At 73.3% G+C, this 23,327-nt stretch carries 22 protein-coding genes and 1 pseudogene; 14 read left to right on the forward strand and 9 right to left on the reverse strand.

What is annotated here, in order from left to right; translation table 11 throughout:
* Nucleotides 1-330: hypothetical protein (locus ACFCX4_RS10770; protein ID WP_376140590.1), on the reverse strand; the 330-nt coding region annotated here is incomplete at its 3' end.
* 174 nt (nucleotides 331-504) lie between these two features.
* On the opposite strand from ACFCX4_RS10770, the gene ACFCX4_RS10775 reads away from it, so the two are divergent.
* A complete protein-coding gene (locus tag ACFCX4_RS10775; RefSeq protein ID WP_376140650.1) occupies nucleotides 505-1,140 on the forward strand; it encodes a hypothetical protein in 636 nt (211 codons plus the stop codon).
* Nucleotides 1,141-1,557: 417 nt separating this feature from the next.
* On the opposite strand, the gene ACFCX4_RS10780 is transcribed toward ACFCX4_RS10775, so the two are convergent.
* The 4 genes and pseudogenes from ACFCX4_RS10780 to ACFCX4_RS10795 form a co-directional block, all read right to left on the reverse strand.
* Nucleotides 1,558-3,066, reverse strand: a complete 1,509-nt coding sequence (locus ACFCX4_RS10780; RefSeq protein WP_376140592.1) for a PE-PGRS family protein — start codon at nucleotides 3,064-3,066, stop codon at nucleotides 1,558-1,560.
* A gap of 136 nt (nucleotides 3,067-3,202) precedes the next feature.
* Nucleotides 3,203-3,430: pseudogene (locus ACFCX4_RS10785) on the reverse strand (IS630 family transposase); the annotation flags it as partial.
* 601 nt (nucleotides 3,431-4,031) lie between these two features.
* Nucleotides 4,032-5,000, reverse strand: a complete 969-nt coding sequence (locus ACFCX4_RS10790) for an acetylxylan esterase (protein WP_376140594.1) — start codon at nucleotides 4,998-5,000, stop codon at nucleotides 4,032-4,034.
* Nucleotides 5,001-5,258: 258 nt separating this feature from the next.
* The gene (locus tag ACFCX4_RS10795; RefSeq protein ID WP_376140596.1) at nucleotides 5,259-5,990 is read right to left on the reverse strand and encodes a FadR/GntR family transcriptional regulator; all 732 of its coding nucleotides are present in this window, start codon (nucleotides 5,988-5,990) and stop codon (nucleotides 5,259-5,261) included.
* Between the two features lie 83 nt (nucleotides 5,991-6,073).
* Between ACFCX4_RS10795 and ACFCX4_RS10800 the strand changes: the two genes are divergently transcribed.
* From ACFCX4_RS10800 to ACFCX4_RS10830, 7 genes are all read left to right on the forward strand, one after another.
* Nucleotides 6,074-7,738, forward strand: a complete 1,665-nt coding sequence (locus ACFCX4_RS10800; RefSeq protein ID WP_376140597.1) for an ABC transporter substrate-binding protein — start codon at nucleotides 6,074-6,076, stop codon at nucleotides 7,736-7,738.
* Nucleotides 7,739-7,808: 70 nt separating this feature from the next.
* Entirely contained in the window at nucleotides 7,809-8,759 is a 951-nt protein-coding gene (locus ACFCX4_RS10805) for an ABC transporter permease (RefSeq protein WP_376140599.1), read from the forward strand.
* 1 nt (nucleotide 8,760) lies between these two features.
* Nucleotides 8,761-10,800 (forward strand): oligopeptide/dipeptide ABC transporter ATP-binding protein, encoded by a 2,040-nt coding sequence (locus ACFCX4_RS10810; RefSeq protein ID WP_376140601.1) that lies wholly within the window; start codon nucleotides 8,761-8,763, stop codon nucleotides 10,798-10,800.
* Nucleotides 10,801-10,850: 50 nt separating this feature from the next.
* A complete protein-coding gene (locus ACFCX4_RS10815; protein WP_376140652.1) occupies nucleotides 10,851-11,831 on the forward strand; it encodes an oligopeptide/dipeptide ABC transporter ATP-binding protein in 981 nt (326 codons plus the stop codon).
* Entirely contained in the window at nucleotides 11,828-12,751 is a 924-nt protein-coding gene (locus ACFCX4_RS10820) for a dihydrodipicolinate synthase family protein (RefSeq protein ID WP_376140602.1), read from the forward strand. Before ACFCX4_RS10815 ends, ACFCX4_RS10820 begins: the two co-directional genes overlap by 4 nt.
* Before the next feature lie 32 nt (nucleotides 12,752-12,783).
* Nucleotides 12,784-13,680 carry an ROK family protein gene (locus ACFCX4_RS10825; RefSeq protein WP_376140603.1) on the forward strand — a complete coding sequence of 299 codons (897 nt, stop codon included), beginning with the start codon at nucleotides 12,784-12,786 and terminating at the stop codon, nucleotides 13,678-13,680.
* The gene (locus ACFCX4_RS10830) at nucleotides 13,677-14,360 is read left to right on the forward strand and encodes an N-acetylmannosamine-6-phosphate 2-epimerase (protein ID WP_376140605.1); all 684 of its coding nucleotides are present in this window, start codon (nucleotides 13,677-13,679) and stop codon (nucleotides 14,358-14,360) included. The genes ACFCX4_RS10825 and ACFCX4_RS10830 overlap by 4 nt, the downstream gene beginning before the upstream one ends.
* A 611-nt stretch (nucleotides 14,361-14,971) precedes the next feature.
* On the opposite strand, the gene ACFCX4_RS10835 is transcribed toward ACFCX4_RS10830, so the two are convergent.
* Complete coding sequence (locus ACFCX4_RS10835; RefSeq protein WP_376140607.1) at nucleotides 14,972-15,337, reverse strand: hypothetical protein; 366 nt, start codon at nucleotides 15,335-15,337, stop codon at nucleotides 14,972-14,974.
* Between the two features lie 141 nt (nucleotides 15,338-15,478).
* Between ACFCX4_RS10835 and ACFCX4_RS10840 the strand changes: the two genes are divergently transcribed.
* The 4 genes from ACFCX4_RS10840 to ACFCX4_RS10855 are packed head-to-tail and all read left to right on the forward strand — an operon-like array spanning nucleotide 15,479 to nucleotide 17,920.
* Nucleotides 15,479-15,838 (forward strand): hypothetical protein, encoded by a 360-nt coding sequence (locus ACFCX4_RS10840; RefSeq protein WP_376140609.1) that lies wholly within the window; start codon nucleotides 15,479-15,481, stop codon nucleotides 15,836-15,838.
* Nucleotides 15,835-16,905 carry a hypothetical protein gene (locus tag ACFCX4_RS10845; RefSeq protein WP_376140611.1) on the forward strand — a complete coding sequence of 357 codons (1,071 nt, stop codon included), beginning with the start codon at nucleotides 15,835-15,837 and terminating at the stop codon, nucleotides 16,903-16,905. Before ACFCX4_RS10840 ends, ACFCX4_RS10845 begins: the two co-directional genes overlap by 4 nt.
* A complete protein-coding gene (locus tag ACFCX4_RS10850) occupies nucleotides 16,902-17,291 on the forward strand; it encodes a roadblock/LC7 domain-containing protein (RefSeq protein ID WP_376140613.1) in 390 nt (129 codons plus the stop codon). Before ACFCX4_RS10845 ends, ACFCX4_RS10850 begins: the two co-directional genes overlap by 4 nt.
* 47 nt (nucleotides 17,292-17,338) lie before the next feature.
* Complete coding sequence (locus ACFCX4_RS10855; protein WP_376140615.1) at nucleotides 17,339-17,920, forward strand: hypothetical protein; 582 nt, start codon at nucleotides 17,339-17,341, stop codon at nucleotides 17,918-17,920.
* A 13-nt stretch (nucleotides 17,921-17,933) separates the two neighbouring features.
* Here the strand turns inward: ACFCX4_RS10855 and ACFCX4_RS10860 are convergent, their stop codons facing one another.
* Together ACFCX4_RS10860 and ACFCX4_RS10865 are read right to left on the reverse strand one after the other, a co-directional pair.
* Nucleotides 17,934-18,602: a fasciclin domain-containing protein gene (locus ACFCX4_RS10860; protein WP_376140617.1), complete on the reverse strand. Its 669-nt coding sequence runs from the start codon at nucleotides 18,600-18,602 to the stop codon at nucleotides 17,934-17,936.
* A 67-nt stretch (nucleotides 18,603-18,669) separates the two neighbouring features.
* Entirely contained in the window at nucleotides 18,670-20,361 is a 1,692-nt protein-coding gene (locus ACFCX4_RS10865; protein WP_376140618.1) for a molybdopterin-dependent oxidoreductase, read from the reverse strand.
* A 515-nt stretch (nucleotides 20,362-20,876) separates the two neighbouring features.
* Here ACFCX4_RS10865 and ACFCX4_RS10870 point away from each other — a divergent pair.
* On the forward strand, nucleotides 20,877-21,284 hold the full coding sequence (locus ACFCX4_RS10870; RefSeq protein ID WP_376140620.1) for a hypothetical protein: 408 nt from the start codon (nucleotides 20,877-20,879) through the stop codon (nucleotides 21,282-21,284).
* A gap of 241 nt (nucleotides 21,285-21,525) precedes the next feature.
* Here ACFCX4_RS10870 and ACFCX4_RS10875 read toward each other — a convergent pair whose 3' ends face one another.
* Nucleotides 21,526-22,254, reverse strand: coding sequence for a hypothetical protein (locus ACFCX4_RS10875; RefSeq protein WP_376140622.1), 729 nt, complete (start codon nucleotides 22,252-22,254; stop codon nucleotides 21,526-21,528).
* A gap of 454 nt (nucleotides 22,255-22,708) precedes the next feature.
* Between ACFCX4_RS10875 and ACFCX4_RS10880 the strand changes: the two genes are divergently transcribed.
* The gene (locus tag ACFCX4_RS10880) at nucleotides 22,709-23,248 is read left to right on the forward strand and encodes an SMI1/KNR4 family protein (RefSeq protein ID WP_376140624.1); all 540 of its coding nucleotides are present in this window, start codon (nucleotides 22,709-22,711) and stop codon (nucleotides 23,246-23,248) included.
* The last annotated feature ends 79 nt before the right edge of the window (nucleotides 23,249-23,327 follow it).

Here is a 23,327-nt window from a genome sequence, read left to right on the forward strand (position 1 = left end):
CCTTCGGCTCCTTCGGCGGCCCGGCGGCGAGGTGGTGCCGCGGACGTCCACACCAGCTTGTGCTTCTCCCAAGTCGCGGACCGCTTCGGCCACGTGATCGACGCGGTGGTGGGCGCGGTACGCGTTGGCGGCGATCAGTGCGTGCAGCTGCTTGTAGGTGGCGGTCTTCACCACGCCCAGCGCCGCGAGGACGTCGGCGCGCAGCGGGGCGGTGGAGCCGTTGGGGTTGCGGGCGGAGCGGCGGAAGTCCACCCGGCCCGGCCGGGCCGGCTGTCCGCCGTCGTGCCGCTCGCCCTGGCCGCGGTGGCCGCCGTTCTGATCGTGGCCCATCCCTGCCCTCTGGTGGTTCGTGGTGGTGATCTTCTCTGCCGTACCGGACACCACCCACACTGATTGCCGCACGCCCCCCGGCGGCTCAGAGCGCTCGGCTGAACGTGCCTTGTGCTCGAAGAATCGGGAGGCGGTGCGGGCAGGAAGTACGCAACACTCTGCCGGGTGATCGTGATGCAGCCTGTCCTTGAGGTTCTCGCCCCCGACAACTTCGTGCTCTGGCCCGTCGCCGAGTGGAAGCAGTTCGACTACCTGGCACTCAATGGCGGGCTGAGCCCTGCCGAGGTCGGACTCGCCGTGATGCGCATCGCGGACTGCAACGACCTCGACCCCAGCCCCGAGAACGGAGACGACCGCCCGCCCCGGCCGGCCGACCCGACCGATTCCTTCCTCCACGGACTGCTGACCTTTGACAGCCTCTTTGTGACCGGGGGGATGCGAGTCGTGGACACGTCCACCGGGGTCACCTTCCTGCCTGGCTGCTGCGGCGGGCTGGGCGACTGGCGGGACTGGTTCCCGGTCACCGATGGCGGTAGCTCGGCCATGTTCGGCCACGACCCCGTGGCACTGGCCGAGCTCGTGGGCGACACCGCCCGGCTGACCCTCGACAGGGAGCAGCACGGCAGCCCCGTGATCGAGTTGCCCGTCCCCGAGCTGCGTCGTCTGCTGGCCGGCGCAGAACGTGACCTCACTGACTTCTACCGACTGGCGGCCGCCTGGATCTCCCAGTACCTCCCGTCTCAAGCCTCCCGGGTCATTGCTGCCGTCGGTGACGCTCTGGATCTGCTCCAACCGCACGCGGCACGATAGAAGTCAGCCGAGCACCAGGCCCCCACCGGTGCCCATCACGATAGGGGCGTCACCGGGGGCCGCGCGCCCGCCGGCTCCCGCTGCGCGCCGTCCTGCGGGGGCACCCGGCCACCCGGCCGGGAAGGGGGAAGGGCATCGTGTCCCGCACGACGGCCCGCCCCGCATCCGTCCTTCCCGGCGCATACCCCGGGCGCCCGTGCGAGCCGTTCCCGGCGTTCCCGCACCGGTGGGCGAGACGATCACACTCCCGGGCAGCCGAGTCGGAGCCGGCCGGCATGAAGGCGTACAACTGCGACAACGGGGCCTCCTGGCGTGCTCAAGGTCTCGACAACCCCGGGCTGCACCGGAAGCCCTGCCTTCATGCCCGGCACGCGGCAAGACCACCCGACCGGGTTCCCGCTGCCGAACTCATGTCCATCAAGATCGGTACGACAACGGCTTCCGAGCTGTCTTCGACCGCTCGGCCTCTCTTTCCAGGAGCTCGACCATGCGGTGCAGGACAGGGAGGGGCAGGGCCGGGTTGCACGAGGCGTCACGAGCGGTCACCGGGCTGCTCAGAAGACGCATCAGCACATCAAGCGGCACTGCCGGGTTCCGGGCCGCCCGGGCCCGGACGCTCTCGTCCATGTCGCGGAGGAGCCGTACCGCCGTGGCAGGTGCGAGCCGCAGGTCCTCTGCCACATCCCGCCGCACCTCCGCCGAATCGTCCTGGCTGAACGTCTCGACCAACGCGGGCGTCGACTCCGGGTCGGAAAGGGCGAGCCGCCGCAGACGCGGGTTCGGGTCAGTGGCGAACCGCAGCAGGCCCGCACGCGGGAAGTTGGGGTGGTCGCGGGGTCGGCCGGGGAAGCTGAAGCTGCCGTCCCACCAGTGCCACACCTCCAGGAGCATGTCGGCGGGCGCGTCGTCGCAGGACTCGGCGAGGAACAGCCGCACGGTCGGGTCCTCGTCCCGGGCGAGTCGTTCGACCACGTCGGCGGGGAGGCCGGGCGCCCGGGCGACGCTGCTGCGGATGAACGGGTGGCTGGAGGCGGCGAGCCGGCGCATGGCATCGGTGTCGTGGTGGAGGTCGGCGACCCACGGCAAGGCGTAGCCGCGCCTGGCACCGGGCTCGATATCGACCCGGACACCGGCCCGCTGCTCTTCCGTCAGATCGGCGCGCACGGCGAGCGTCTCACGCACCTTCTCGTCCTCGTCCGCGAGGAGAAGGACGAGCGTGTACGGGTGGAGCCGCGGATTCCCGGCGAGTGCGTGCCGTACCTCCACATCCTCGCCGACGGCTAGGCGGGCGGCCCACGCCGCTTCGAGCCGGCAGTTCCCCAGAGCTCGGGTGCGGGCCTCCTCGTCGAGGGCGGCGAGGACCGCGGGGTTCAGGGCCACGTCCTGGTGGTGACGCAGGAGCGCGGCGGTCTGGACGTGCCCGTCGGAGTCGGCGAGCAGTCCGTCGCGTACGGCCGTTGCGAGGTGCGCCCACGCAGGGGCGCAGGCGGCAGCCCGAACGCGGGGAACGGGATCAGCGGCGAGGGCGCTGAGCAGCGACGCCCCCATCCCGGGAAGCAGGGCGGCCGCGGCCCGGACGAAGGGGGAGGTGTCGGTGGCGAGGGCTTGGTGGCAGTCAGGGGTAAGTCGGGCACCGGCCCGAGCGGCGTCCTCGACGAACAGCTGTCGCCGGGCCGAGCCCGGCTCGTTCAGGAGCAGCCGGCTCCACTGCTCGGGGGTCAGTGCGGGCCGGCCCTCGACGAGCATGCCACGCACGTTCCGGTCCGGGTGGTCGACGGCCGCGTCGAGGACGGCCGGGGACAGGTCCTTCCGGAAGAGGAAACCGGGCTCGACGTCGAGCAGGCGGACGAGGAGCTCCTCTGGGACCGCCCGGTTGAATCCCATGGTCCACCAGTGCCGCCCCGGTCCCGTCAGCGCATCCGTCATGCCCACCATCCTGCCGGAGGCGGCTCCTGCTCGGCCGTACGAGATGTCGATTCCCGCGGGTGGGCCGCCTGGGACGCCAGCACAAATCCCCTCCGCCGGGCGGGCGCGATTGTGGACAGGACGTCGGACAGGGCTAGTCGAAGCCGTCGGCGTCGAAGTCGAAGTTGTGGATCACGTCCCGGACCCGGTCCGCGCTGGTGAACGTCACCCCGGCGACCTTCGCCACCGGCATGCACGGGGCGGACAGCAACACCATCCGGGCCCGCCGCCGGGTCACCACCCAACCGGTGCCCCGGCGCACGATCCGCAGCAACCGCTGCCCCTCGTCGCCAGCGATCTCCCGGACCTGCACGCGTTCAGCCACGTGATCATTCTCACCACCCGGAGCCACTGGCCGCAGCATCCGGCCGACTCGTCACGAGAAGGCGAACGCTGGCTGATTCAGCACTGGCTCGTCGGCCGGGTCGCCGCCCGCTACGGCCCGAATGAGGCCGCTGTGCTGGCGCACCGGCAGTAACGCGGCCCCCGCCCCCGGCACGAGGGCCGGGCCCTGCGGGCGGACTCCGAGGTGACGCTGGATGCGGCCGGGCAGCGGGTACTGGCAGGCATGTACGGGACCGGGCCGGGGCGGACCCCCGGGGCGGTGCGGCGGGTGGGCGCTGCGATGGTGGGAGCGGCGGTGTTCGGGGGCCGGCTGTGCGCGGCCCGGCGGACCGGGCCACTGGTGCGGGTGGTCCGGCACGCACAGCGGTGGGAACGGATCGGTGCGCGACAGCGGCTGCCGGACGCGGACGCCGACCCCGGCCAAGGCCCGGAGTTCAACCTGCAAGGCCTACCGGAGATGGTGGCGGCACACCGGAGGTGGGCGCGGGTGGCGAAGTGCGCGGTGCGGGCGGGGGTGGGGGCCGAGGAGGTGTTCGGTGTGGCGCGGCCGGGGCGGACGCGGGAGCCGGACGCCGCGGGCGTCAGCCGACCGTGTCCCGCAGCCAGGCCAGCTGCTGCAGCTGCTGGTACTCCGCGCCGCCCTCGTGGCCGTTGTACTCGTAGACCCTGAGCTCCTTCCCGCCGCCGTAGTTGTGGTAGGCCGTGAAGCAGGTGGAGGGCGGGCAGATCCGGTCCATCAGGGCGATGGAGAACAGGGACGGCGCGACGGCGCGGGCGGCCAGCAGCGCGGCGTCGAAGTAGGAGAGCGTCCGGAAGACCTGCTCCGCCCGGTCCCGGTGCAGCCGGAGGTAGTCGGAGATCTCGGTGTACGGGGGCAGGTCCGCGGTCTCGACGCCACGCCGGATGTTGCAGAGGAACGGAACATCGGGCATCACCCCCGCCAGACCGGACACGAGTCCGGAGACGGCGAGGCTGATGCCGCCGCCCTGGCTGATGCCGGTGACCACGACCCGGTCCGGGTCGACCGCCGGGTGGGAGCGTGCGGCGCCGACGAAGCGGACGGCGTCGGTGATGATCCGGCGGTAGTAGAAGTCGTCGGGGCTCTCGATGCCCCTGGTCAGGAAGCCGGGGACGGCGCCGGGACGGGACCCGGCGGGATCGGGGGTGGCACCGGGGGCGGCGCTCCAGCCCTGGCCCCGGGAGTCCATGACGAGGTGGGCGTAGCCGGCCGAGGACCAGAAGAGGCTCTGGTGGGGCAGGCCCCGGCCCCGGCCGTATCCGAGGTACTCGACGACGCAGCCGAGCGGGCCCCGCGCGCCCGCGGGCAGGTGGAGCCAGCCGCGGACGGGCTGTCCGTCGAAGCCGGTGGCCGTGACGTCGAAGCTGTCGATCTGGGTGAGGCCGGTGTCGACGGGCTCGAACCGGGTGGGGCCGGCGGCGGCCTCGGCGGCGGCGAGGGTGGCGGACCAGAAGGCGTCGAGGTCGGCGGGGACGGGCAGTTCCGGGCGGAACGCGAGGCATTCGGCGAGGGACAGGTCGGTCAGCGGCACGGCGGAGCTCCCGGGAACTGGCGTGTCGTGCGTCGGCGGCATGCGGACACATGACATCAGACATCAGATCTTTCGGTGACCCTAGGAGCGGTCCACCGGATGCGTCAAGAGGGGCCGCGGGCCGGCGACTCCGGCCGGCGAACGCCCGGAGAGGGCCCGGAGAAGACTCGGAGAGGACCCGGAGAAAGCCCGACGGCCGCCGGAGCGGACTCCGGCGGCCGTCCACGGCACACCTGTGCGGCGAAGGTGCCCGGCAGGTCAGGCGGGCGCCTGCTCCGTGCGCGCGCGGGCCGCGGCGATGCGCCGGCGCACCGGCGCGTAGTGCGCGCGGACCGCCAGGTCGAAGGCGGCCGGGTCGACCTGGCGCACGGCACGGACCATGTTCCGGTGGGCTTCGATCGTGTCGACCTCGTCCCTGACCGTGATCACGTTGAGGAACGGGGCAACGATCGCGTAGACGTCCCAGCAGGCGGACGACAGCTGCCTGATCAGCTCGTTGCCCACCGGCGCGACCAGCAGCGAGTGGAAGAGCCGGTCGCACTCGACGATGTCCTCCCCCGCGCCGACCCGCTCCCCCATCTCGTCCACCAGTGCGTCCAGCCGGTCGAGGTGGTCGGCGTCGAGGCCGCCGATGATGCGCTCGGCCATGCCGCGCTCGAACAGTTCACGGGCGTCGACGAGGTCGGACAGCACCGCGAAGTCGCCGTCCGGGCTCAGCAGTCCGCGGAACGTCAGCCCCTCCACCAGGGCGGACAGGCTCAGCCGCCCGACGTAGGTGCCGTGACCGTGCCGCACCTCCACGATGTCGAGCGCGTGCAGGGTCTTGACCGCCTCGCGCACGCTGGACCGGCTCGCCCCCAGCGCGGCGCAGAGTTCGTTCTCGGTCGGAAGCGGATCACCGGGCCGCAGCTTGTTGTCGAGGATGTAGCGCTTGATCTGCTCCGCGACCGTCGGCCCGCGCTGTGATCGAGCCCCGACGAAGTCCGCCATGTTCGGATTCACCACCCCTTGACCCCTCTCCCTGGTCCAGCTAGGTTCACATCCTATCAAACACATCGGACATCAGACATCCGATGTCTTCGGATCTTCCCCCACCCCCACCCTCCCCTCCGCCCCGAGGAGCACCCGTGTTGGATCGGCTTCATGACGAAGTGGGCCGCCGCAACTTCCTCCGCCTGGTCGGTGCGGTCTCCGCCGCAGCCGCCATCGCCGGAACGGTGTCCGCCTGCGGCGGCCCGTCGTCCACCACCGGCACGGACGGCGCCGCAGGTACGCCGGGGACCGTCGGAGCCGACGGCACCATCGAGGCCGGCATCTCGTACAGCCTCTCCAGCGGCTTCGACCCGATGACGGCCTCCGGCGCCACCCCCGTGGCGGCGAACCTGCACGTCTTCGAGTCCCTGGTCGACCTCGACCCGGTCACCCGCGCCGCCTACCCGGCACTGGCCACCGCGCTGCCCGAGAAGATCGACGACACCACCTACCGGGCCACGCTGCGCCAGGGGGCCACCTTCCACGACAACTCCCCGGTCACCGCCGAGGACGTGGTCTTCAGCTTCACCCGGATCCTGGACCCGGCGAACTCCTCGCTGATGGTGCAGTTCCTGCCCTTCCTCGCGGGCGTCACGGCCGTGGACGCGAGCACGGTCGAGTTCAGGCTCAAGTACGCCTTCCCGCTGTTCCCCACCCGCATCTCGGTCGCCCGGATCGTTCCGAAGAAGATCGTGGAGGCGGACCCCAAGGGCTTCGACGCCAAGCCGGTCGGCTCCGGGCCGTACCGGCTGATCGAGGCCACCCGCCAGGACAAGATCGTCTTCAAGCGCTGGGACGCCTACAACGGCCCCCGCCCGGCCAAGGCCGCCGCCATGAACTGGCGGCTCACCTCCGACTCCACCGCCCGGGTCAGCGCACTGGTCTCCGGCCGGGTGGCCGCCATCGAGGACGTCCCCTACGTCGACGTCTCCGGCGTCAAGGGCAAGGCCACCGTGGACTCCGTGCAGTCCTTCGGCAACCTGTTCCTGATGTTCAACTGCTCGGCGAAGCCGTTCGACGACAAGCGGGTGCGCCAGGCGCTGCACTACGCGCTGGACACCGACAAGATCATCGCCACGGCGATGTTCGGCAACGGCACCGCCGCCTCCGGATACCTCCAGCCGACCCACCCGGACCACCACAAGGCGTCCACCGTCTACTCGCACGACCCCGAGAAGGCGAAGGCCCTCCTCGCGGCGGCGGGCGTCAGCGGGCTGTCGGTCACCCTCACCACCACGAACACCGGCTGGGTAACCGACATCGCACCGCTCATCAAGGAGAGCTGGGACGCGGTCGGCGTGCGCACGACGCTCGACGTCGGCGACTCCTCCGGCCAGTACAAGAAGGTCGACGCCGGCGAGTTCCAGGTGATGGCCGCCCCCGGTGACCCGTCCGTGTTCGGCAACGACGTCGATCTGCTGATGCGCTGGTTCTACGTCGGCACCTGGCCCACCAAGCGCTTCCGCTGGGCCGGATCGGCCCAGGACACCCAGCTCAACGGGCTGCTGGACCAGGCCTCCCGGTCCTCCGACAAGGACACCCAGAGCAAGCTCTGGCAGCAGGCCATGGACCTGGTCGCCGACGAGGTCCCGCTGTACCCGGTGCTGCACCGCAAGCTGCCGACCGCGTGGAACCCGAAGACCCTGGCCGGCTTCAAGCCGCTGCCGACCACCGGCCTCTCCTTCCTCGACGTCAGCGCCGTATGACCGGAGCGCGGCCGTCCCCCCGCCCGGGGACGGCCGCCCCGTCTCCCCCGCACAATCAAGGACTTGATCGATGCTCGCTTTCCTGCGGCTCGCGCTACGACGTATCGCGATCCTGCCGGCGATGGTCCTCGGCGTGACCCTGCTGGTCTTCGTGGTGCTGCAGTTCTCCCCGGCCGACCCCGCCTACAACGCCCTCGGGGAGGGCGCCACCGCCGAGGCCCGCGCCGCGTTCGCGCAGGCCAACGGCTTGAACGACCCGCTTCCCGTCCGGTACTTCCGCTTCCTCGGCAACCTCCTGCACCTCGACCTCGGCACGACCGTGCCGCCCAGTCAGCCGGTCGCCGACCGGATCGCCACCGCGTTCCCCCTCACCCTGCAACTGACCCTGCTCGGGCTGCTGATCGCCGTCGTGCTGGCCCTGCTGCTCGGTGTGACCGGCGCGCTCCACCGCGACCGGTGGCCCGACCAGTTCACCCGGGTGCTCTCCATCGCCGGCATCGCGATCCCCTCCTTCTGGCTCGGCATCGTGCTGATCCAGGAACTGGCGCTGCGCCGGGAGATCCTCCCGACCGGCGGCTACGTGAACCCCGGTGACGACTTCGGGGGCTGGCTGCGGACCATGATCCTTCCCGCCGTCTCGCTGGCCGTGCCGGTCGCCGCCTCGCTGGCCCGGCTGGTCCGCACCTCGATGGTCGCCGAACTGGACCGCGACTACGTCCGGACCGCCACCGGGAACGGGCTGCCCCGCGCCGTGGTGATCCGCGGCGTGCTGCGCAACGCCATGGTCACCCCGCTCACCGTGCTCGGGCTGCGGGTCGGCTACCTGCTCAGCGGCGCCGTGGTGATCGAGACGATCTTCGACCTGCCCGGCATGGGCAAGCTGATCCTCGAAGGCACCACCGGCGGCGACGTGGCCCTCGTCCAGGGCACCGTGCTCACCATCGCGGTGGTCTTCCTGGTCGTGAACGTCATCGCCGACCTCCTCGTACTGCTCGTCAACCCGCGCGTCAGGACGGTCTGAGATGCGTATCCGATTCCTCCGCAGCCTGGCCCGGCCCGGCATACGCTTCCGGCGGCTTCCGCTCCCCTCCCGGATCGCGGCCGCGGTGCTCCTGCTCGTCGTGCTCGGCGCCGTCCTCGGGCCGCTGTTCACCCAGGACCCCCTGGCCACCGGCATCCCGGTCCAGGCCCCGGGCAGCGACCACTGGTTCGGCACCGACCGGGCCGGCCGCGACATCCTCGCCCGCGTCGTCGGCGGCGCCCGCTACTCGCTCGTCATCGGGCTCGGCGCCACCGCCGTCGCGCTCACGATCGGCACCCTGCTCGGCGCGGTCGCCGCAACCAGCCGCAAGTGGGGCGACGAGTCGGTGATGCGCGTGCTGGACATCGTCATGGCGTTCCCGCCGATCGCGCTCGCCGCCGTGCTGGTCACCGTCTTCGGCAAGAGCGTGCCGATCCTGGTGCTCACCATCGCCTTCGTCTACGTACCGATGCTCACCCGCGTGGTGCGCGCCAACGTCCAGGCCCAGTACGGCGAGGACTACGTCGCGGCCGAGAAGGTGATCGGCGCCCGGCGCCACCACATCGTGCTGCGGCACGTCGCCGTCAACTGCGCCGCGCCGGTCATGGTCTTCGCCACGGTCCTGGTGGCCGAAGCGATCATCTTCGAGGCGAGCCTGTCCTTCATCGGCGCCGGCGTCCAGGACCCGAACCCCAGCTGGGGCAACATCCTCTCCTACGGGCAGAAGATCCTGCTGGCCGGCGGCTGGTGGGCCACGCTCTTCCCGGGCCTGTCGATCCTCGTCACCGTGCTGTCGCTGAACATCCTGGCCGAGGGCCTGACCGACGCCTCCGCCGCACCGGCCTCCGCACCTGCCCAGGGCGCACCCGCCCAGGGCGCGCCGGCCCCCGGCAAGGCCCCCGCCGATCCGCCCGCGGAACCCACCGGGCCCGCACAGTCCACCGAACCCACGGAGCCCACGGAGCCCGCGGCGGCCCCGGAGCCGGCGGACAGCAACAGCGCCCTGAGCGCCCTGCGGCGCCTGGCGACGCGGGTGAGCGCCCGGCCGCCACGGATCACCCCGGTCCCCGACGGCGCACCCGCACTGCTCGCACTCCACGACCTGTCGATCCGCTTCCCCGACCGCTACGGCGACACGGCGGTGGTCGAGAAGGTCTCCTTCACCGTCCGCGAGGGCGAGACCCTCGGCCTGGTCGGCGAGTCCGGCTGCGGCAAGAGCATCACCAGCCTCGCGATCATGGGCCTGCTGGCCCGCAACGCCGAGGTGAGCGGCCGGATCGAGTACCGCCGCCGGGACCTGCTCACCATGCCCGCCAAGGAACGGCACGCACTGCTCGGCCCCGAGATCGCCATGGTCTACCAGGACGCGCTCTCCTCGCTCAACCCGTCCATGCTGGTCGGCAGGCAACTGCGCCAGCTCACCGCCCGCGGCGCCACCAGGACACCCGCCGAACTGCTGGAACTGGTCGGCCTCTCCCCCGAGCGCACCCTGCGCAGCTACCCCCACGAGCTCTCCGGGGGCCAGCGCCAGCGCGTACTGATCGCCATGGCGCTCTCCCGGGACCCGAAGCTGCTGATCGCCGACGAGCCGACCACCGCACTGGACGTCACCGTGCAGGCCCAGGTCGTCGAGCTGCTCGTCCGGCTCCGCGACGAACTCGGGTTCGCGATGGTGCTCGTCTCGCACGACCTCGCGCTGGTCGGCGACCTGTCGCACCGGGTCGCCGTGATGTACGCCGGCCAGGTCGCCGAACTGGGCACCACCCGCTCGGTCCTCACCGACCCGACCCACCACTACACCCGGGGTCTGCTCGGCTCGGTCGTCTCGCTGGAGGCGGGCGCCGAACGGCTGCACCAGATCGCCGGAGTCGTCCCCCCGCCGCAGCGCTTCGGCGCGGGCTGCCGCTTCGCCTCCCGCTGCGCCGCCGCCACCGGGCTGTGCCGCACCACCCCGCCGCCGGCCACCGCCGCCGGCCCGCACGACCACCGCTTCGCCTGCCACCACCCCGCCGCCGCCGTCCTCGAAGGGAGCGTCCGATGAATTCGACCGGCTCGGCCGTCAATCCGCCCGACCCCGGCCGGGAGCAGCCGATGCTCCGGCTGGAAGGCGTCCACGTACGCCACCGCGCCCGCAGCGGCGGCCTGTTCCGGCGCGACGCGGTGCACGCGCTCACCGACGCCTCGCTGGAGATCCGCAAGGGCGAGATCGTCGGCCTGGTCGGCGAGTCCGGCTGCGGGAAGTCCACCCTGGCCAGGGTGCTGACCGGCCTGCAGGCCCCGACCGAGGGCACCGTCGGCTTCCGCGGCGAGAACCTCTGGACGATGCCGGGCGCGCGGCGGCGCACCGAGTTCGGCAGCTCGGTCGGCGTGGTCTTCCAGGACCCCTCCACCGCCCTCAACCCCCGGATGCCGGTCGGACGCATCCTCCGCGATCCCCTGGACGTCCACCGGCGCGGCACCGAGCAGCAGCGCGCGCAGCGGGTCGAGGAACTCCTCGACCTGGTCGGACTGCCCGCGCACACCGTCCGCTCACTGCCCGGCCAGCTCTCCGGCGGCCAGCGCCAGCGCGTGGCGATCGCCCGCGCACTGGCCCTCGAACCCGAGCTGATCGTCGCCGACGAGCCGACGAGCGCGCTGGACGTCTCCGTACGGGCCCAGGTGCTCAACCTGCTGGTCGACCTGCGGGCCCGGCTCGGCCTCGGCATGGTCTTCATCTCGCACGACATCCAGACCGTCCGCTACCTCGCCGACCGCCTCGCGGTGCTCTACCTCGGCCGGATCGTCGAGGAGGGCACGGCTGCCGAGGTCGCGGGCACGCCCTCCCACCCGTACACCAGGGCACTGCTCTCGGCGACGCCGAGCCTGCTCACCGACACCGAGCGGATCGTCCTGACCGGCCCCGTGCCGTCCGCGACGAACCCGCCCCCCGGCTGCCCGTTCAGCACCCGCTGCTGGAAGGCCGACGACGCCTGCGGCACCGCCTTCCCCGCCCCGAGCGGCACCGGCGCGCACCGCTGGCACTGCATCCACCCCGAAATCCACCCCGAACTGCCCGCAAGGAGAACGTCATGACGGCCCACCACACGAAGTACACCGGCGTCATCCCCCCGGTCGTCACCCCGCTGACCGCCGACGGCGAGATCGACCAGCCATCGCTGGAACGGCTCGTCGGGTTCCTGCTCGACGGCGGCGTCACCGGGCTGTTCGCGCTCGGCAGCTCCAGCGAGACCGCCTACCTCACCGAGGACCAGCGCAGCCGCGTCCTGGAGATCGTCGTCGGCGCCAACGCCGGCCAGGTCCCGGTGATCGCGGGCGCCATCGAGACCACGACCAACCGGGTGATCGAGCGCGGCACCCTCTCCAAGATGCTCGGCGCGGACGCGGTGGTGGCCACCGCCCCGTTCTACACCCGCACCCACGACACCGAGATCGAGCGGCACTTCCGCATGATCGCCGACGCCGTGGACCTGCCGCTCTTCGCCTACGACGTCCCCGTCTGCGTGCACAGCAAGCTCGGCACCGAGCTGGTCCTGAAGCTCGCCGCGGACGGCGTGCTGACCGGCATCAAGGACTCCAGCGGCGACGACGTCGGCTTCCGCCGGCTCGCCCTGGGCGCGGCCACGCTGCCCGGCTTCTCGGTGCTGACCGGCCACGAGGCCGTGGTGGACGCGATGCTGCTGGGCGACGCCGACGGCGCCGTCCCCGGCCTGGCCAACGTCGACCCGCACGGCTACGCCCGCCTGGTGGCGTCCGCCGCCGCCGGCGACTGGACCTCGGCGAAGACCGAACAGGACCGGCTGACACGACTGTTCGAGATGGTCTTCGTGGCGAAGGGGACCTCCGGCACGGCCGCCGGCCTCGGCGCGTTCAAGACCGCGCTCATGCTGCGCGGCATCATCGCCGGCAACACGATGAGCGCCCCGATGCTGGCGCTGGGCGACCACGAGATCGCCGCGATCGCGGACCTGCTCGACGCGGCGGGGCTGCGGTGACGTCCACCGCGCGACCCGCCTCCGGAGGCCGGGTGGCCGGCGTCGACATCGGCGGGACGAAGATCTCGGCCGGCCTGGTCACCGGCGACGGCACGCTCGAACGGATCGTCACCGTCCCCACCCCGGCCGCCGAAGGCCCGGCCGCCGTACTCGCCGCGGCCGCGGGCGCGGTACGCGGGCTGGACCACGACGTCCTCGCCGTCGGGATCGGCAGCGCCGGAGTGATCGACCCCGTCGGCGGCCTCGTCCGCTCGGCCACCGACGCCCTTCCGGGCTGGGCCGGCACCGACCTGCGCGGCGGACTGCGCGATCACCTCGGCGTCCCCGTCGCCGTGGACAACGACGTGCACGCCCACGCCCTCGGCGAGGCCTGGACCGGCGCCGCCGCCGGCCGGCGGACGGTCCTGCTGGTCGCCGTGGGCACCGGCGTCGGCGGATCACTGCTGGTCGACGGCCGCGTGCACCACGGCGCACGGGCCGCCGCCGGACACGTCGGACACATCGCGGCAACCCCGGCCGCCGGCCTGCCGTGCACCTGCGGCGGCACGGGGCACGTCGAGGCGGTCTCCTCCGGCCCGGCCCTGCTCACGGCATACCTGCGCCGGGGCGGCACGCCCGGCACCGGCCACCTGTCCCGGGTCGCCGCGGCGGCCGGGGCCGGCGACGAACTGGCCGCGGAGGTCCTCGCCGACGGCGCCCGGGCACTCGGCCAGGTGATCGGCGGGCTCGCCAACGTCCTGGACCCCGACGTCGTCCTGATCGGCGGCGGTGTCAGCCGGTGCGGCGACGCCTGGTGGCACCCGCTCCTGGAAGCCGTCGAGGGCGAACTGCTGCCGCCGCTGCGCGGCCTGCCCGTGCACCCCGGTGCACTCGGACCGGCGGCCGCCGTGATCGGCGCGGCCAGGCTCGGCTGGGCGGTGGCCGCATGAGCACCGCCCTGCTGGAAGGGCTGCGCGGGAAACTGATCGTCTCCTGCCAGGCGTACCCCGGTGAGCCGCTGCGCGACCCGGACACGATGCGGCGCACCGCGCTCGCCGTGATCGACGGCGGAGCAGCGGGGATCAGGGCCCAGGGACTGGACGACCTCAGAGCGATCCGGGCAGCCACCGGCCTGCCGCTGATCGGCCTCTGGAAGGACGGCGCGACCGGCGTCCACATCACCCCCACGGCCCGGCACGCCGCCGAGGTCGCCCGCACCGGGGCGGACATCGTCGCCCTCGACGCCACCAGCCGTCCGCGCCCCGACGGCAGACCCCTCGCCGAGTCGATCGACGCCGTCCACGCGGCCGGGCGGCTGGTGATGGCGGACGTGGCCACCGAAGCCGAGGGCATCCGCGCGGCCGCCCTCGGCGCCGACCTGGTCGGCACCACACTGTCCGGGTACACCGAGCACTCGCCCCGCACGGAAGGACCGGACCTGCCCCTGGTACAGCGGCTGGCCCGCGCACTGGACATCCCGGTGATCGCCGAAGGCCGGATCCACACCCCCGCACAGGCCCGCGCAGCACTGGAAGCAGGCGCGTTCTCCGTGGTCGTCGGAACAGCGATCACCCACCCCACCACCCTCACCCGCTGGTTCGACACCGCCATCAGGGAGGCCACCGCATAACACCCCGGCCGGGAACACCACGACCGGCCCGGCACCTGCCCCCTGCAACCCTCCACCAGCACCACCCGGCGGCAGCCCGGCTCCCGCCACGCCCGGGCCCCCGGAGCGGTCGGGTGCGGCGCGGGCGGACTCACCGGCGCAGCCGTGCCGTCGGCAGCCCGGGCCGGAACCGGCACGGGTGCGCCGGCGGCGGCCGGGGCTTCTCCCGGGGTGCAGCGGGCGCAGGTGCGGCCGGTTCTGCGGTGGGCGTCCTTTCACCCCCGGGGAGGACCCCCACCCGCAAGGGACCCGACAGGAGCACCGAGGGTTCCTTGGTCCGTGGCCGCTTCCCCCCGGGGCGGCCGTGTCATTCCGGCCCGTCGCCGCCGGCCGGAACAGCCGGGGCGAAGGAGAATATGACACCCAGTCATCGGGAAGTCACGGATTTCGGCGGCCGGCGCCCGCCCTCGATATTCGCGGGCCGATTCCCGCATACGGTTCTCCGTAGTCGGTTCATCACGCCCCGCATTCGCTCCGCCCGGAATTCCACGCGCCGCGCGGGCCCTTCGTGCAGCCTTTCGAGCAGGCTTCTGCGCGGGGTGCGGACGCCGGAACAGCCGGCCGGGGCCCGACTAGACGTCGAGAGCCGCCTCGATGCGCTTGAGACCGTGCCGGGCGAGCGCGAGGTTGGCGCGCGAGCGGTCGAGCGCCAGGTAGAGGAAGAGCGAGCCGTGACTGCGGGTCAGCGGGCGGACCAGGTGGTACTGGGTGCCGAGGGTGATCAGGATGTCCTCGATGACATCGTCGATCGAGAGCGCGGCCAGGGCGCGTATCTTCGCACGAACGACCTCGGTGTTGGCTGCGGCCGCGATCTCCAGGTCGAGCTGCTGCCCGCCGCCGAGGAACCCGAGTGACATACCGCTGTCGTAGTCGGCCACGGCCACTCCGATGGCCCCCTCGATGGCCATCGCGTCCTTGAGTGCGTCGTCGATGTTCATGCGCTGTTCGTCCTTTGCGTGACTTCCGGGCAGAACTCCCGTGTGCGGGAACAAAGTAGCAAGAAGTCGCCGGTTGTGGTCGCCCCGTGAAAATGATGGAATAAAGTACGCTGCCGGGGTTCAGAACGTGAAAGGGTACTGGTGCGCGCGCTCGAAGCTTCCCTCGCCAATGTGCTCGGCTCCCCCGGAGTCGTCGGCGCCGCGCTCGTCGACGCCGTCACAGGTCTCGGCTACCGGTCCGCCGGGGACCACCGGCTGCTCGGGACCGGGGCCGAACTCGCCGAGCTGACCAACCTGATCGGCGAACGGCTGCACGAGGCAGGGGCGGAGAGCGAGTTGGAGAGCCTGGTGGTCACCAGCACCCGCCATCACCAGGTCGTCCACGTGGTCCCCCGCAAGGGCGACCCCTTGCTGCTGGCCACCGTCCTGGACCGGGAACGGACCAACCTGGCGCTGGCCGTCCGCCAGAACGCCGACCACGCACAGGACTTCCTGGCATGACCGCCCCGTCCCACGTCGGCCCGGTGAGCGCGGCGCCGACCGCCGTACCCGCCGCCCCCGCGACGCCGGCTCCACCCAGCGCGCGCAACGTGCCCGCACTGCTGCTCGCGCTGCGCCGCAGGGAGTTCACCGGCTCGGTCACCGTCTCCAGCGCACCGGGCGGCACGATCCACCTGGAGCACGGCCTGGTGTCGGCGGTCGAGACCCCCGGGGCCCCGACCGCCGAGACCCTGCTGCTGAAGTCCCGGCGCGTCGGCGAGGAGGAATGGGCGTCCGCCGAGACGGCCGTGTCCGTCGGCCGGCCGGCCGACGCTCCCCCGGCCTGGGGCGGCGACCTCGGCGCGGCCCTGGTGGCCCAGGGGTCGATCGGCGCCGCCGAACTCGAAGCCGTCTGCGCCGCCGCCGCCTTCGACGGGGCCTTCGCCCTGTTCCTGAGCCCGCCCGGAAGCTGGGAGACCGCAGAGGCGGCGCCGCCTGCCAGGATCGCACTGCGCCCGGGTATCGAACCGGAGCGGCTCTTCGAGGAGACCGCCCGGCGGACGGCCCTGCTGACCCGCCTCTGGGGACCGCCCGGCGAACTCGCCCGCATCCGGATCCGTCCGGCCGCCCGGGCCGACTCCGGCGAGCCGCGGATTCCGGTCCGCTACCGGGAGATCCTGGCCGCCTCCACCGGCCGCCGCACGGCCCGCGACCTCGGCTTCGCCCTGGGACGCGGCTTGTTCGCGGTGCTCCTCGACCTCGTCCGGATGGACGCCCGGCACCTGCTCCACCGCGAACCGGCGCACCGGGCTCCCCTGGCACCGAGCGTGGCCCCGCGGATCCCGACGAGCGAACCGCCGCCGGCCGCCACCGGGCCGCTGCCGCGCCGGGTCCGCGGGAGGCACGGAGCGGGCGGCTCCGGTGGCGCGAGCGGTCCGGGCGGCTCCGGTGGCACCGGCGGCCTGCCCACCCGGTCCGAAGGGGCGGCGGCCGGTCCGGACGGCCCACCGAACGCCCACCGCGCCGAACACACCGCGCGCACCGGGACGACCGATCAGAACGAGAAGAGCGAGAAGAGCGCACCATGAGCAGCCAGACACCGACCGCCGTGCTGGTCGACGAGCTGAAGTCCCTCCGTGACCGGGTCATGGGCATCTCGGAAAGTGTCATCTCCACCACCGACGGCCTGCTGGTCGCCGCCGACACGGCCGCCGTCCACCCCGAGTCGGCCGCCGCCCTGTCCGCCGCCATGCTCGGCCTCGGCCGGCGCACCGCGGCCGAGGTCGGCGTCGGTGGCCTGCGGGACGTGGTCACCCGCTGCACCGGCGGCTACGTCGTGGTGCTGGCGATCGGCGAGCAGGCACTGCTGATGATCCTGGGGGACGAGGGCCTCGACGTCGCAGGTCTGCACCGCGAGTCGCCCGCCACCGTCCGCCGGCTGAGCGAGCTGCTCGGCATGGTCCCCGCCGTCTGACGAGCGAGACCGTTCAGGTCGGTCCCACCACCGAGAACGCCAGGACCGTGGAGAAGACCACCGGCGTCGCGGTCAGCGCCGAGGCGAGTTTCGGCTTCAAGGGGTTCGGTTCCTCCAGCAAGGAGACCTTCCCGCAGGAGATGAAGGTCTCCACCACCGACGAGCGGATCACCGAGCCGTCGACCACGGTGATCGGCGAACCGAAGCACCCGGAGGGCGAGCACGTCTCCGAGGCGATCCGGTTCCGCGAGGACGAGTACGTACTGGAGCGCCTCGACGGGACCAAGGTCATCGGACGGACCGTCAGAGCGGGTGCCTGTCCTTGCCGGCGCACCGCGGTGCGCCGGCGGCACCGCGGTCAGGGCGATTGCCTTCCGGGCGTCCTCGCCGGGGTTGACGTTGCCGGTCGGGTCGGCGGTGCAGTGGAGTCTGCGGCACCGCCGGCGGGTGCCTCGGCCCGGGCCACCCGGGTATGCCCGTCGGTCTGTCGGCGGTGCGGGAGGCGGGCGGTGCGGGTGCTCCCGGCGGCCGCGGACCTGTCGCTGCCGGGAGCACCCCGTCGCAGGCCCGGCGGACGAGCCGGTGGCAGTGCCGCGGCACGGTCCCCGGTGCCGGGCCGGGGACCGTGATCGGCGGCGGGGTTCAGGAGGCGGGCATCAGGACGGTGTCGACGATGTAGACGGTGGCGTTGGCCGTCGTCACGTCGCCGCAGAGCACCTTGGCCACGCCGTTGGCGGTGAAGTCGGGGGTGGTGCCGGTGACGGTGACGTCGTGCGTCTCCAGGGTCTTGTGGGCGCCGGCCAGGGCGGCGGGGGCGAGACGCTGGGGGACGACGTGGTAGGTGAGGATCTTGGTGAGCTTCTCCTTGTCGGCGAGGACGGCGTCGAGGTCGGCCTTGGGGAGCTTGGCGAAGGCGTCGTTGGTGGGCGCGAACACGGTGATGTTCTTCGCGGAGTTGAGGGTGTCGACCAGGCCGGCGGTCTTGACGGCGGTCACCAGGGTCGACAGGAGCGGATTGTTGGAGGCGGCGGTCGCGACCGGGTCGGCGGCCATGCCCTGGAAGGATCCGGCGCCGTCCTTGGGCACGGCCGCGCAGGCGGCCCCGAACGGCTTGCCCGCCACGGCCTGGGTGGTCGGGGGTTCCATCGCGGGGGCCGGGTTCGCCGCCGCGCCGGTGGTGGCGGCGGTGGTGGCGGTCTTGCCGGAGACCGTGCTGCTGCTGTCGCCGCCACCGCAGGCGGTGAGGGTTGCGGCGAGGAGCCCGCCGGCGAGGAGGGCGGTGACGGGCTTGCGGCGCAGGATGGTGGTCATCGGGTTCCTTCTTCTCGGATGGGGTGGAGCGGGCACGCCGGCGGCGCGCCGTGAGGTGGGGCCGGGTTCAGGTGACGGTGACGACGGTGCTGTGCCAGCCCGTCGCCCCGGACGGGTAGGGCGTTCGGCGCTGCTCGTCCTGGACGGCCCCGGTGGCATCGGTGGCGCGCGCCTCCAGGCGGTGGGTGCCGCGGGTGGCGTCGTGCCAGGTGTGGTGCCACTGCCGCCAGACGTCGGCCCCGGCATCGGCGGCGAGGACGGCCTGCTGCCAGGGGCCGGCGTCCACGCGGACCTCGACGGCGGCGACGCCGCGGTGGGTGGCCCAGGCGGTGCCCGCGACGGTGACGTCCCCGGCCGGCACACGGGCGAACGGGGCGGGCACGTCGATGCGCGAGGCGGTGCGGACCTCACCGGTGCGGTCCCAGCCGCGCCGGACCCAGTACGGGTCGCGGGCGGCGAAGGTCGTCACCTCCAGGTCGACGAGCCACTTGGTGGCGGAGGTGTAGCCGTAGAGGCCCGGGACGACCGTGCGGCACGGGAAGCCGTGCTCGACGGGCAGGGGCTCGCCGTCCATCCCGACCGCGAGCAGGGCGGTCCGGCCGTCCAGCACCCGTTCCAGGGGGGTGCCGATGGTCATGCCGTCCTCCGAGCGGCCGAGGACCTGGTCCGCACCGGCCCTCACCCCGGCCCGGCGCAGCAGGGCGGGCAGGGAGGCGCCGAGCCAGCGGGTGGTGCCGATGTAGGGGCCGCCGACCTCGTTGGAGACGCAGGACATGGTGTGGTCCAGCTCCTCCAGGGGCAGTCGCAGCAGGTCGTCGAAGGAGAGCCGGACGGGGCGGTCGACGAGGCCGTGGATGCGCAGGGTCCAGTCCCTCGGGTCGATGCGGGGCAGGGTGAGCGCGGTGTCGACCCGGTAGAAGCCGGGTGTGGGTGTGCGCAGCGGCGCGAGTCCGGGGACGGCCAGGTCGGCGGCGGGCGACAGGAGCGGCGCGGGGCGCCGCGGGGGCGGGAGCGCGACGGCGGCCCGGGCGGCGGTGATGTCGTTGCGCCGGTCGGACAGGTGGCGGGCGGCGGGGGCGATGGCGGCGGACAGGGTGATGACGGCGCCTGCGCCGATCACGGCGCGCCGCCCCGGGGCGGCCACGGCCGGGGACGGCCGGGGGGTCTGCCGGGGGGTCTGCCGGGGGCTTTCGGCGGCGGGAGCGGGGCCGTCCGGACCGGCCGCGTCCCGGCCGGGCGCCGGCGGGGCGGATGCCGCCGCCGGGGCGGATGCCGCCGCCGGGGCGGCGGGCGGGCGGCGCGGCCGCAGGAGGGCGAGCAGCACCACCGCGGCGGTGAGGCCCGCCGCCGCCGAGGGCAGGACGTCGGCGGCCCGGGCTCCGGGACGGGTGAGGGCCGCCCCGGCGCCGAGCAGGCCGAAGCCGGCCGCGAGCACGGTTCCCGTGACCGTCCGGCGGGCCGCGAGCGGGCCGAGGGCCGCCGCCAGCAGCCCCAGGACGGCACAGATCCCCGCCAGGAGCACGGTCTTGTCGGACGTTCCGAACGAGCGCACCGCCCACTCCTTGACGCCGGTCGGCGCGAGGTCGATCGCGGCCGAGCCGACGGCGAGGACCGGGGACGCCTGGGGACGCACCAGCGCCGCCACCGCCTCACCGGCGGCGAGGGCCGCGCAGGCCGCGGCGATCCCGCAGGCCATCCGCGCCGGCAGTGCGCCCACGGCGCTGTGCCGGACGGGAGAGGTCGTCACGTCGTTGCTCACACACCGCATTCGGGCGAGCGGCCGCTGCGGATGGGTACGGTCTTCGGGTTCACCTGTCCGGGTGACGGGGGAAGCGGGACCGAGCCGGAGCAATCCGGCGGTCCGCCGGCGGCGAATACCTTCCGTGAGGTGGACCGGAACCCTTAACTTCCTTGCGGCACAAGGGAAAGCGCCACGTGTCCGGCGCCCGGTCCGGCGGCAGACACCCCGTCGGGTGCCCCGGCGGTGGGCCCGGTCCGCAGGGGCGACCGCACCGCGTCCGCCCACCTCTACGACGCGTCGGCCGACCAGGTCCCCGGCCGGGTGCGGCGGGCGCTGTGGGGCAAGGCCCGGACGGAGGGGACGCGGCCTGCGGGGCACTGTGGGAGCAGCCCGGCCCGGGGGCACCGGGCATGTGTGGAGGCGGCGGCGGAGCCGGTCACGGCGGCCGGCGGATCGGGTCGGTGAATTCTGCCGCGGGGGCGGCGGTGACCGATGACGGTGATCCGCCCGAGAGCGGAGGAGGAGTGACCCGGGTGACTGGGGAAGGAGCGCACGTGGAGTTGGCCGGCACCGGCCTGTGTGACGGACCGTGGCCGGAGCTGTTGCCCGACCTCCGTCCCGTCCTGGTCGTACCCGCAGCGCCCGGGCGCTCCTGCGACCCGCGGGACGGCTGGAGCGCGCAGGCACCGGGAGGCGGTCCGCACCCCGGGTGGTCCGCCGTCCTGGACGGCAACCGGCTGACCGTGCACCGGCCCGGGCAGCAGCCCTGGTACGACGGTGAGGTCGCCGTCGGCCGTGAATGGCGCCGCGCCGTCCGCGTCCACCGCGTCCTGCTGCTCGTGACCGGCCCGTTCAGCGGTGTCACCGACTTCGGGGCCGCCGCCGGCGCGGGCCGGCTGTTCCTCCTCACCGTCCCGGTCCGCCTGGACGGGCCGTCCTGACCCCGCTCCGCCCCGGCAACGGCCCGGGAACGGCCCGGCCGGAGCTTCCGACCGTCCGGTGGAACCTCTTCGGGCGGTGGAGCCACCAGCGGCCGGGTGACGGCCGGGCGGGCGGACGCCGCCGGGTACGGGCGCGGCGGTTCCGTTCGTCGGGCGCCCACCCGTCGGGCGGCGCGGCGGGCGGGAGCGGCGCCGGGCCCGACGGGGCGCGGTTCGGGGCGGCGCCGCGGTCGCAGCGGCGTCATTCGTTGCGGATCAGCCAGGACAGGAGGACCACGAGGCCCGCCCAGCCGAGTGCGGCGAGGGGAAGCACGACAGCCAGGGGCACGTGGAGCTGAAGCGCCATCACACTGCCGAAGAGCGGGGGGACGGCGAAGAAGAGGGCGGAGCCGACCGTGATCCGGAAGATGCCCACGGTCGGCCCGCCCAGCCCCAGCCGGGTCAGGGCCGGCCTCGTGCCGTGGATGACCAGTGACGATCCCAGGAACCCCAGCGCCGTCAGTTCCAGACACGCCCGCAGCGGCACCTGCGGGGCCCTGGCCCGGTGCCCGGCCGCGGCGACCTCGACCACCCGGCCCCGGAAGACCGTCAGCTCGACCGCGGAGCCCAACGGCATGTCGTCGTAGAACGCCTCGTCGACGTCGTACACGCCGTGGATCGACACCGTCTCCCCCGCGACCGTCAGTCGGTAGACCGTTCCGCCGGGGTTCCCCCGGGTGGACCGCTGCGCCACCCTGCCGGTCTCGTGCCGCAGACAGTCCGCGCCGGGTGCCGCCGTCGCTCCGCACACCGGTGCGTGCCGGTAGGCGGTCACCTCGTCGTACGTGAGGACGAACGAGCGGAAGCCGAGGACGACCAGACCCAGGCCCGCCAGCGCGATCAGACCGCACACCAGCTGGACGACGACCGCACCCGGGGACCGGAGGGGGCCGCCGGAGGGCCGCGCCGTTTCCCCGCGCCGGACGTTCATGGCATCCCACCCCTGTCGGGCACGTCCCGGGCACCTCCCCGATGCCCCACGAGGATCCTCCCAGAACGGGACCGCCGCAGCGAGCGGGTCAGGCCGGCCTGTGACGCGCCTGTCACACACGGCGGCCGCGCGGCCGGCCCGCTGCCCGCTGCCCGTCGAGGACCGTTGAAGTCGGCCGGGGCGGACGCGAGGCCGGGGAAACGGTCCGGCTGAGCCCGCCGGGCACGGTGACTCGTCCGTGGGAGTCGCGGGCGGGCACGTCGCCGAGAGGCCGACCCTGCACTCCGGGGCGGAAGACGATCACGGGGGATGAATGGAACGCGCGCACGAAGTACCATCCCTGCGAGGTTCTCCGGTCGGCACCTCTCAGCCTCCGCAGTGGCGCGGTCGGACGGAGACATCCCCGCAGGGAGGACAGAGGGCGATGAGTGTGGCCGGGAGTTGGTCGCGTGTGATGAGTCTCCTTCGGGAGCACGCGCCGGCCGATCACGCCGATCTGCCGGGGCCCGCCACGGAGCAGATGCTCGCGGCAGCCGAAGAGCGGATGGGGATCTCCCTGCATGCGGACCTGCGGACGTGGCTGTTGCAGAACAATCCGGATCTGCCGGAGGAAGACGTCGACGACGACGTGATGTGCTGCGGCTTCGACGGGTTCCCCGACGAGGGAAGCTTCTTTCTGGGCGTCCGGGCGATGGAGAGGCTCTACGCGAACCGCTCGACGTCCTGTGGGTTCGACCCTCCGGACCAGCCGGACCAGCCGTTCTGGCGCAACGAGTGGATCCCGTTCCTGTCCGACCAGGACGGCTGGAGAGGCAAGTTCGTCGATGTGCGGGACGGGCGTGTCGGCCGCTGGTTCGTGGGTGAGACCACGGTCACGGGCGAGTACGAGTCGATGGCCCGGTACTTCGACTCCGTGGCCGAGACGCTGACGGGGATCGCCGACGGAAGCTCCCCGGTCCGTCGGTTCGCCGAAGGGCGACTCGTCTGGTCGTGAGACGGTCCTCGACCGGACGACGGCCACTGGGTGGGGTTCGGACCGCCCGGCCCGGTTCCGCCGTTGTCCAGCGGTGTCG

The sequence above is a fragment of the Kitasatospora sp. NPDC056327 genome (assembly GCF_042261735.1).
Lineage (GTDB): Bacteria > Actinomycetota > Actinomycetes > Streptomycetales > Streptomycetaceae > Kitasatospora.

Excerpts from the sequence above, each read along its gene's own strand:
- ACFCX4_RS10775 (WP_376140650.1), top strand. The coding sequence starts at position 505 with ATGCAGCCTGTCCTTGAGGTTCTCGCCCCCGACAACTTCGTGCTCTGG.
- ACFCX4_RS10780 (WP_376140592.1), bottom strand. The coding sequence starts at position 3,066 with ATGACGGATGCGCTGACGGGACCGGGGCGGCACTGGTGGACCATGGGA.
- ACFCX4_RS10795 (WP_376140596.1), bottom strand. The coding sequence starts at position 5,990 with ATGGCGGACTTCGTCGGGGCTCGATCACAGCGCGGGCCGACGGTCGCG.
- ACFCX4_RS10800 (WP_376140597.1), top strand. The coding sequence starts at position 6,074 with ATGTCTTCGGATCTTCCCCCACCCCCACCCTCCCCTCCGCCCCGAGGA.
- ACFCX4_RS10805 (WP_376140599.1), top strand. The coding sequence starts at position 7,809 with ATGCTCGCTTTCCTGCGGCTCGCGCTACGACGTATCGCGATCCTGCCG.
- ACFCX4_RS10810 (WP_376140601.1), top strand. The coding sequence starts at position 8,761 with ATGCGTATCCGATTCCTCCGCAGCCTGGCCCGGCCCGGCATACGCTTC.
- ACFCX4_RS10815 (WP_376140652.1), top strand. The coding sequence starts at position 10,851 with ATGCTCCGGCTGGAAGGCGTCCACGTACGCCACCGCGCCCGCAGCGGC.
- ACFCX4_RS10820 (WP_376140602.1), top strand. The coding sequence starts at position 11,828 with ATGACGGCCCACCACACGAAGTACACCGGCGTCATCCCCCCGGTCGTC.
- ACFCX4_RS10830 (WP_376140605.1), top strand. The coding sequence starts at position 13,677 with ATGAGCACCGCCCTGCTGGAAGGGCTGCGCGGGAAACTGATCGTCTCC.
- ACFCX4_RS10835 (WP_376140607.1), bottom strand. The coding sequence starts at position 15,337 with ATGAACATCGACGACGCACTCAAGGACGCGATGGCCATCGAGGGGGCC.
- ACFCX4_RS10845 (WP_376140611.1), top strand. The coding sequence starts at position 15,835 with ATGACCGCCCCGTCCCACGTCGGCCCGGTGAGCGCGGCGCCGACCGCC.
- ACFCX4_RS10850 (WP_376140613.1), top strand. The coding sequence starts at position 16,902 with ATGAGCAGCCAGACACCGACCGCCGTGCTGGTCGACGAGCTGAAGTCC.
- ACFCX4_RS10860 (WP_376140617.1), bottom strand. The coding sequence starts at position 18,602 with ATGACCACCATCCTGCGCCGCAAGCCCGTCACCGCCCTCCTCGCCGGC.
- ACFCX4_RS10875 (WP_376140622.1), bottom strand. The coding sequence starts at position 22,254 with ATGAACGTCCGGCGCGGGGAAACGGCGCGGCCCTCCGGCGGCCCCCTC.
- ACFCX4_RS10880 (WP_376140624.1), top strand. The coding sequence starts at position 22,709 with ATGAGTCTCCTTCGGGAGCACGCGCCGGCCGATCACGCCGATCTGCCG.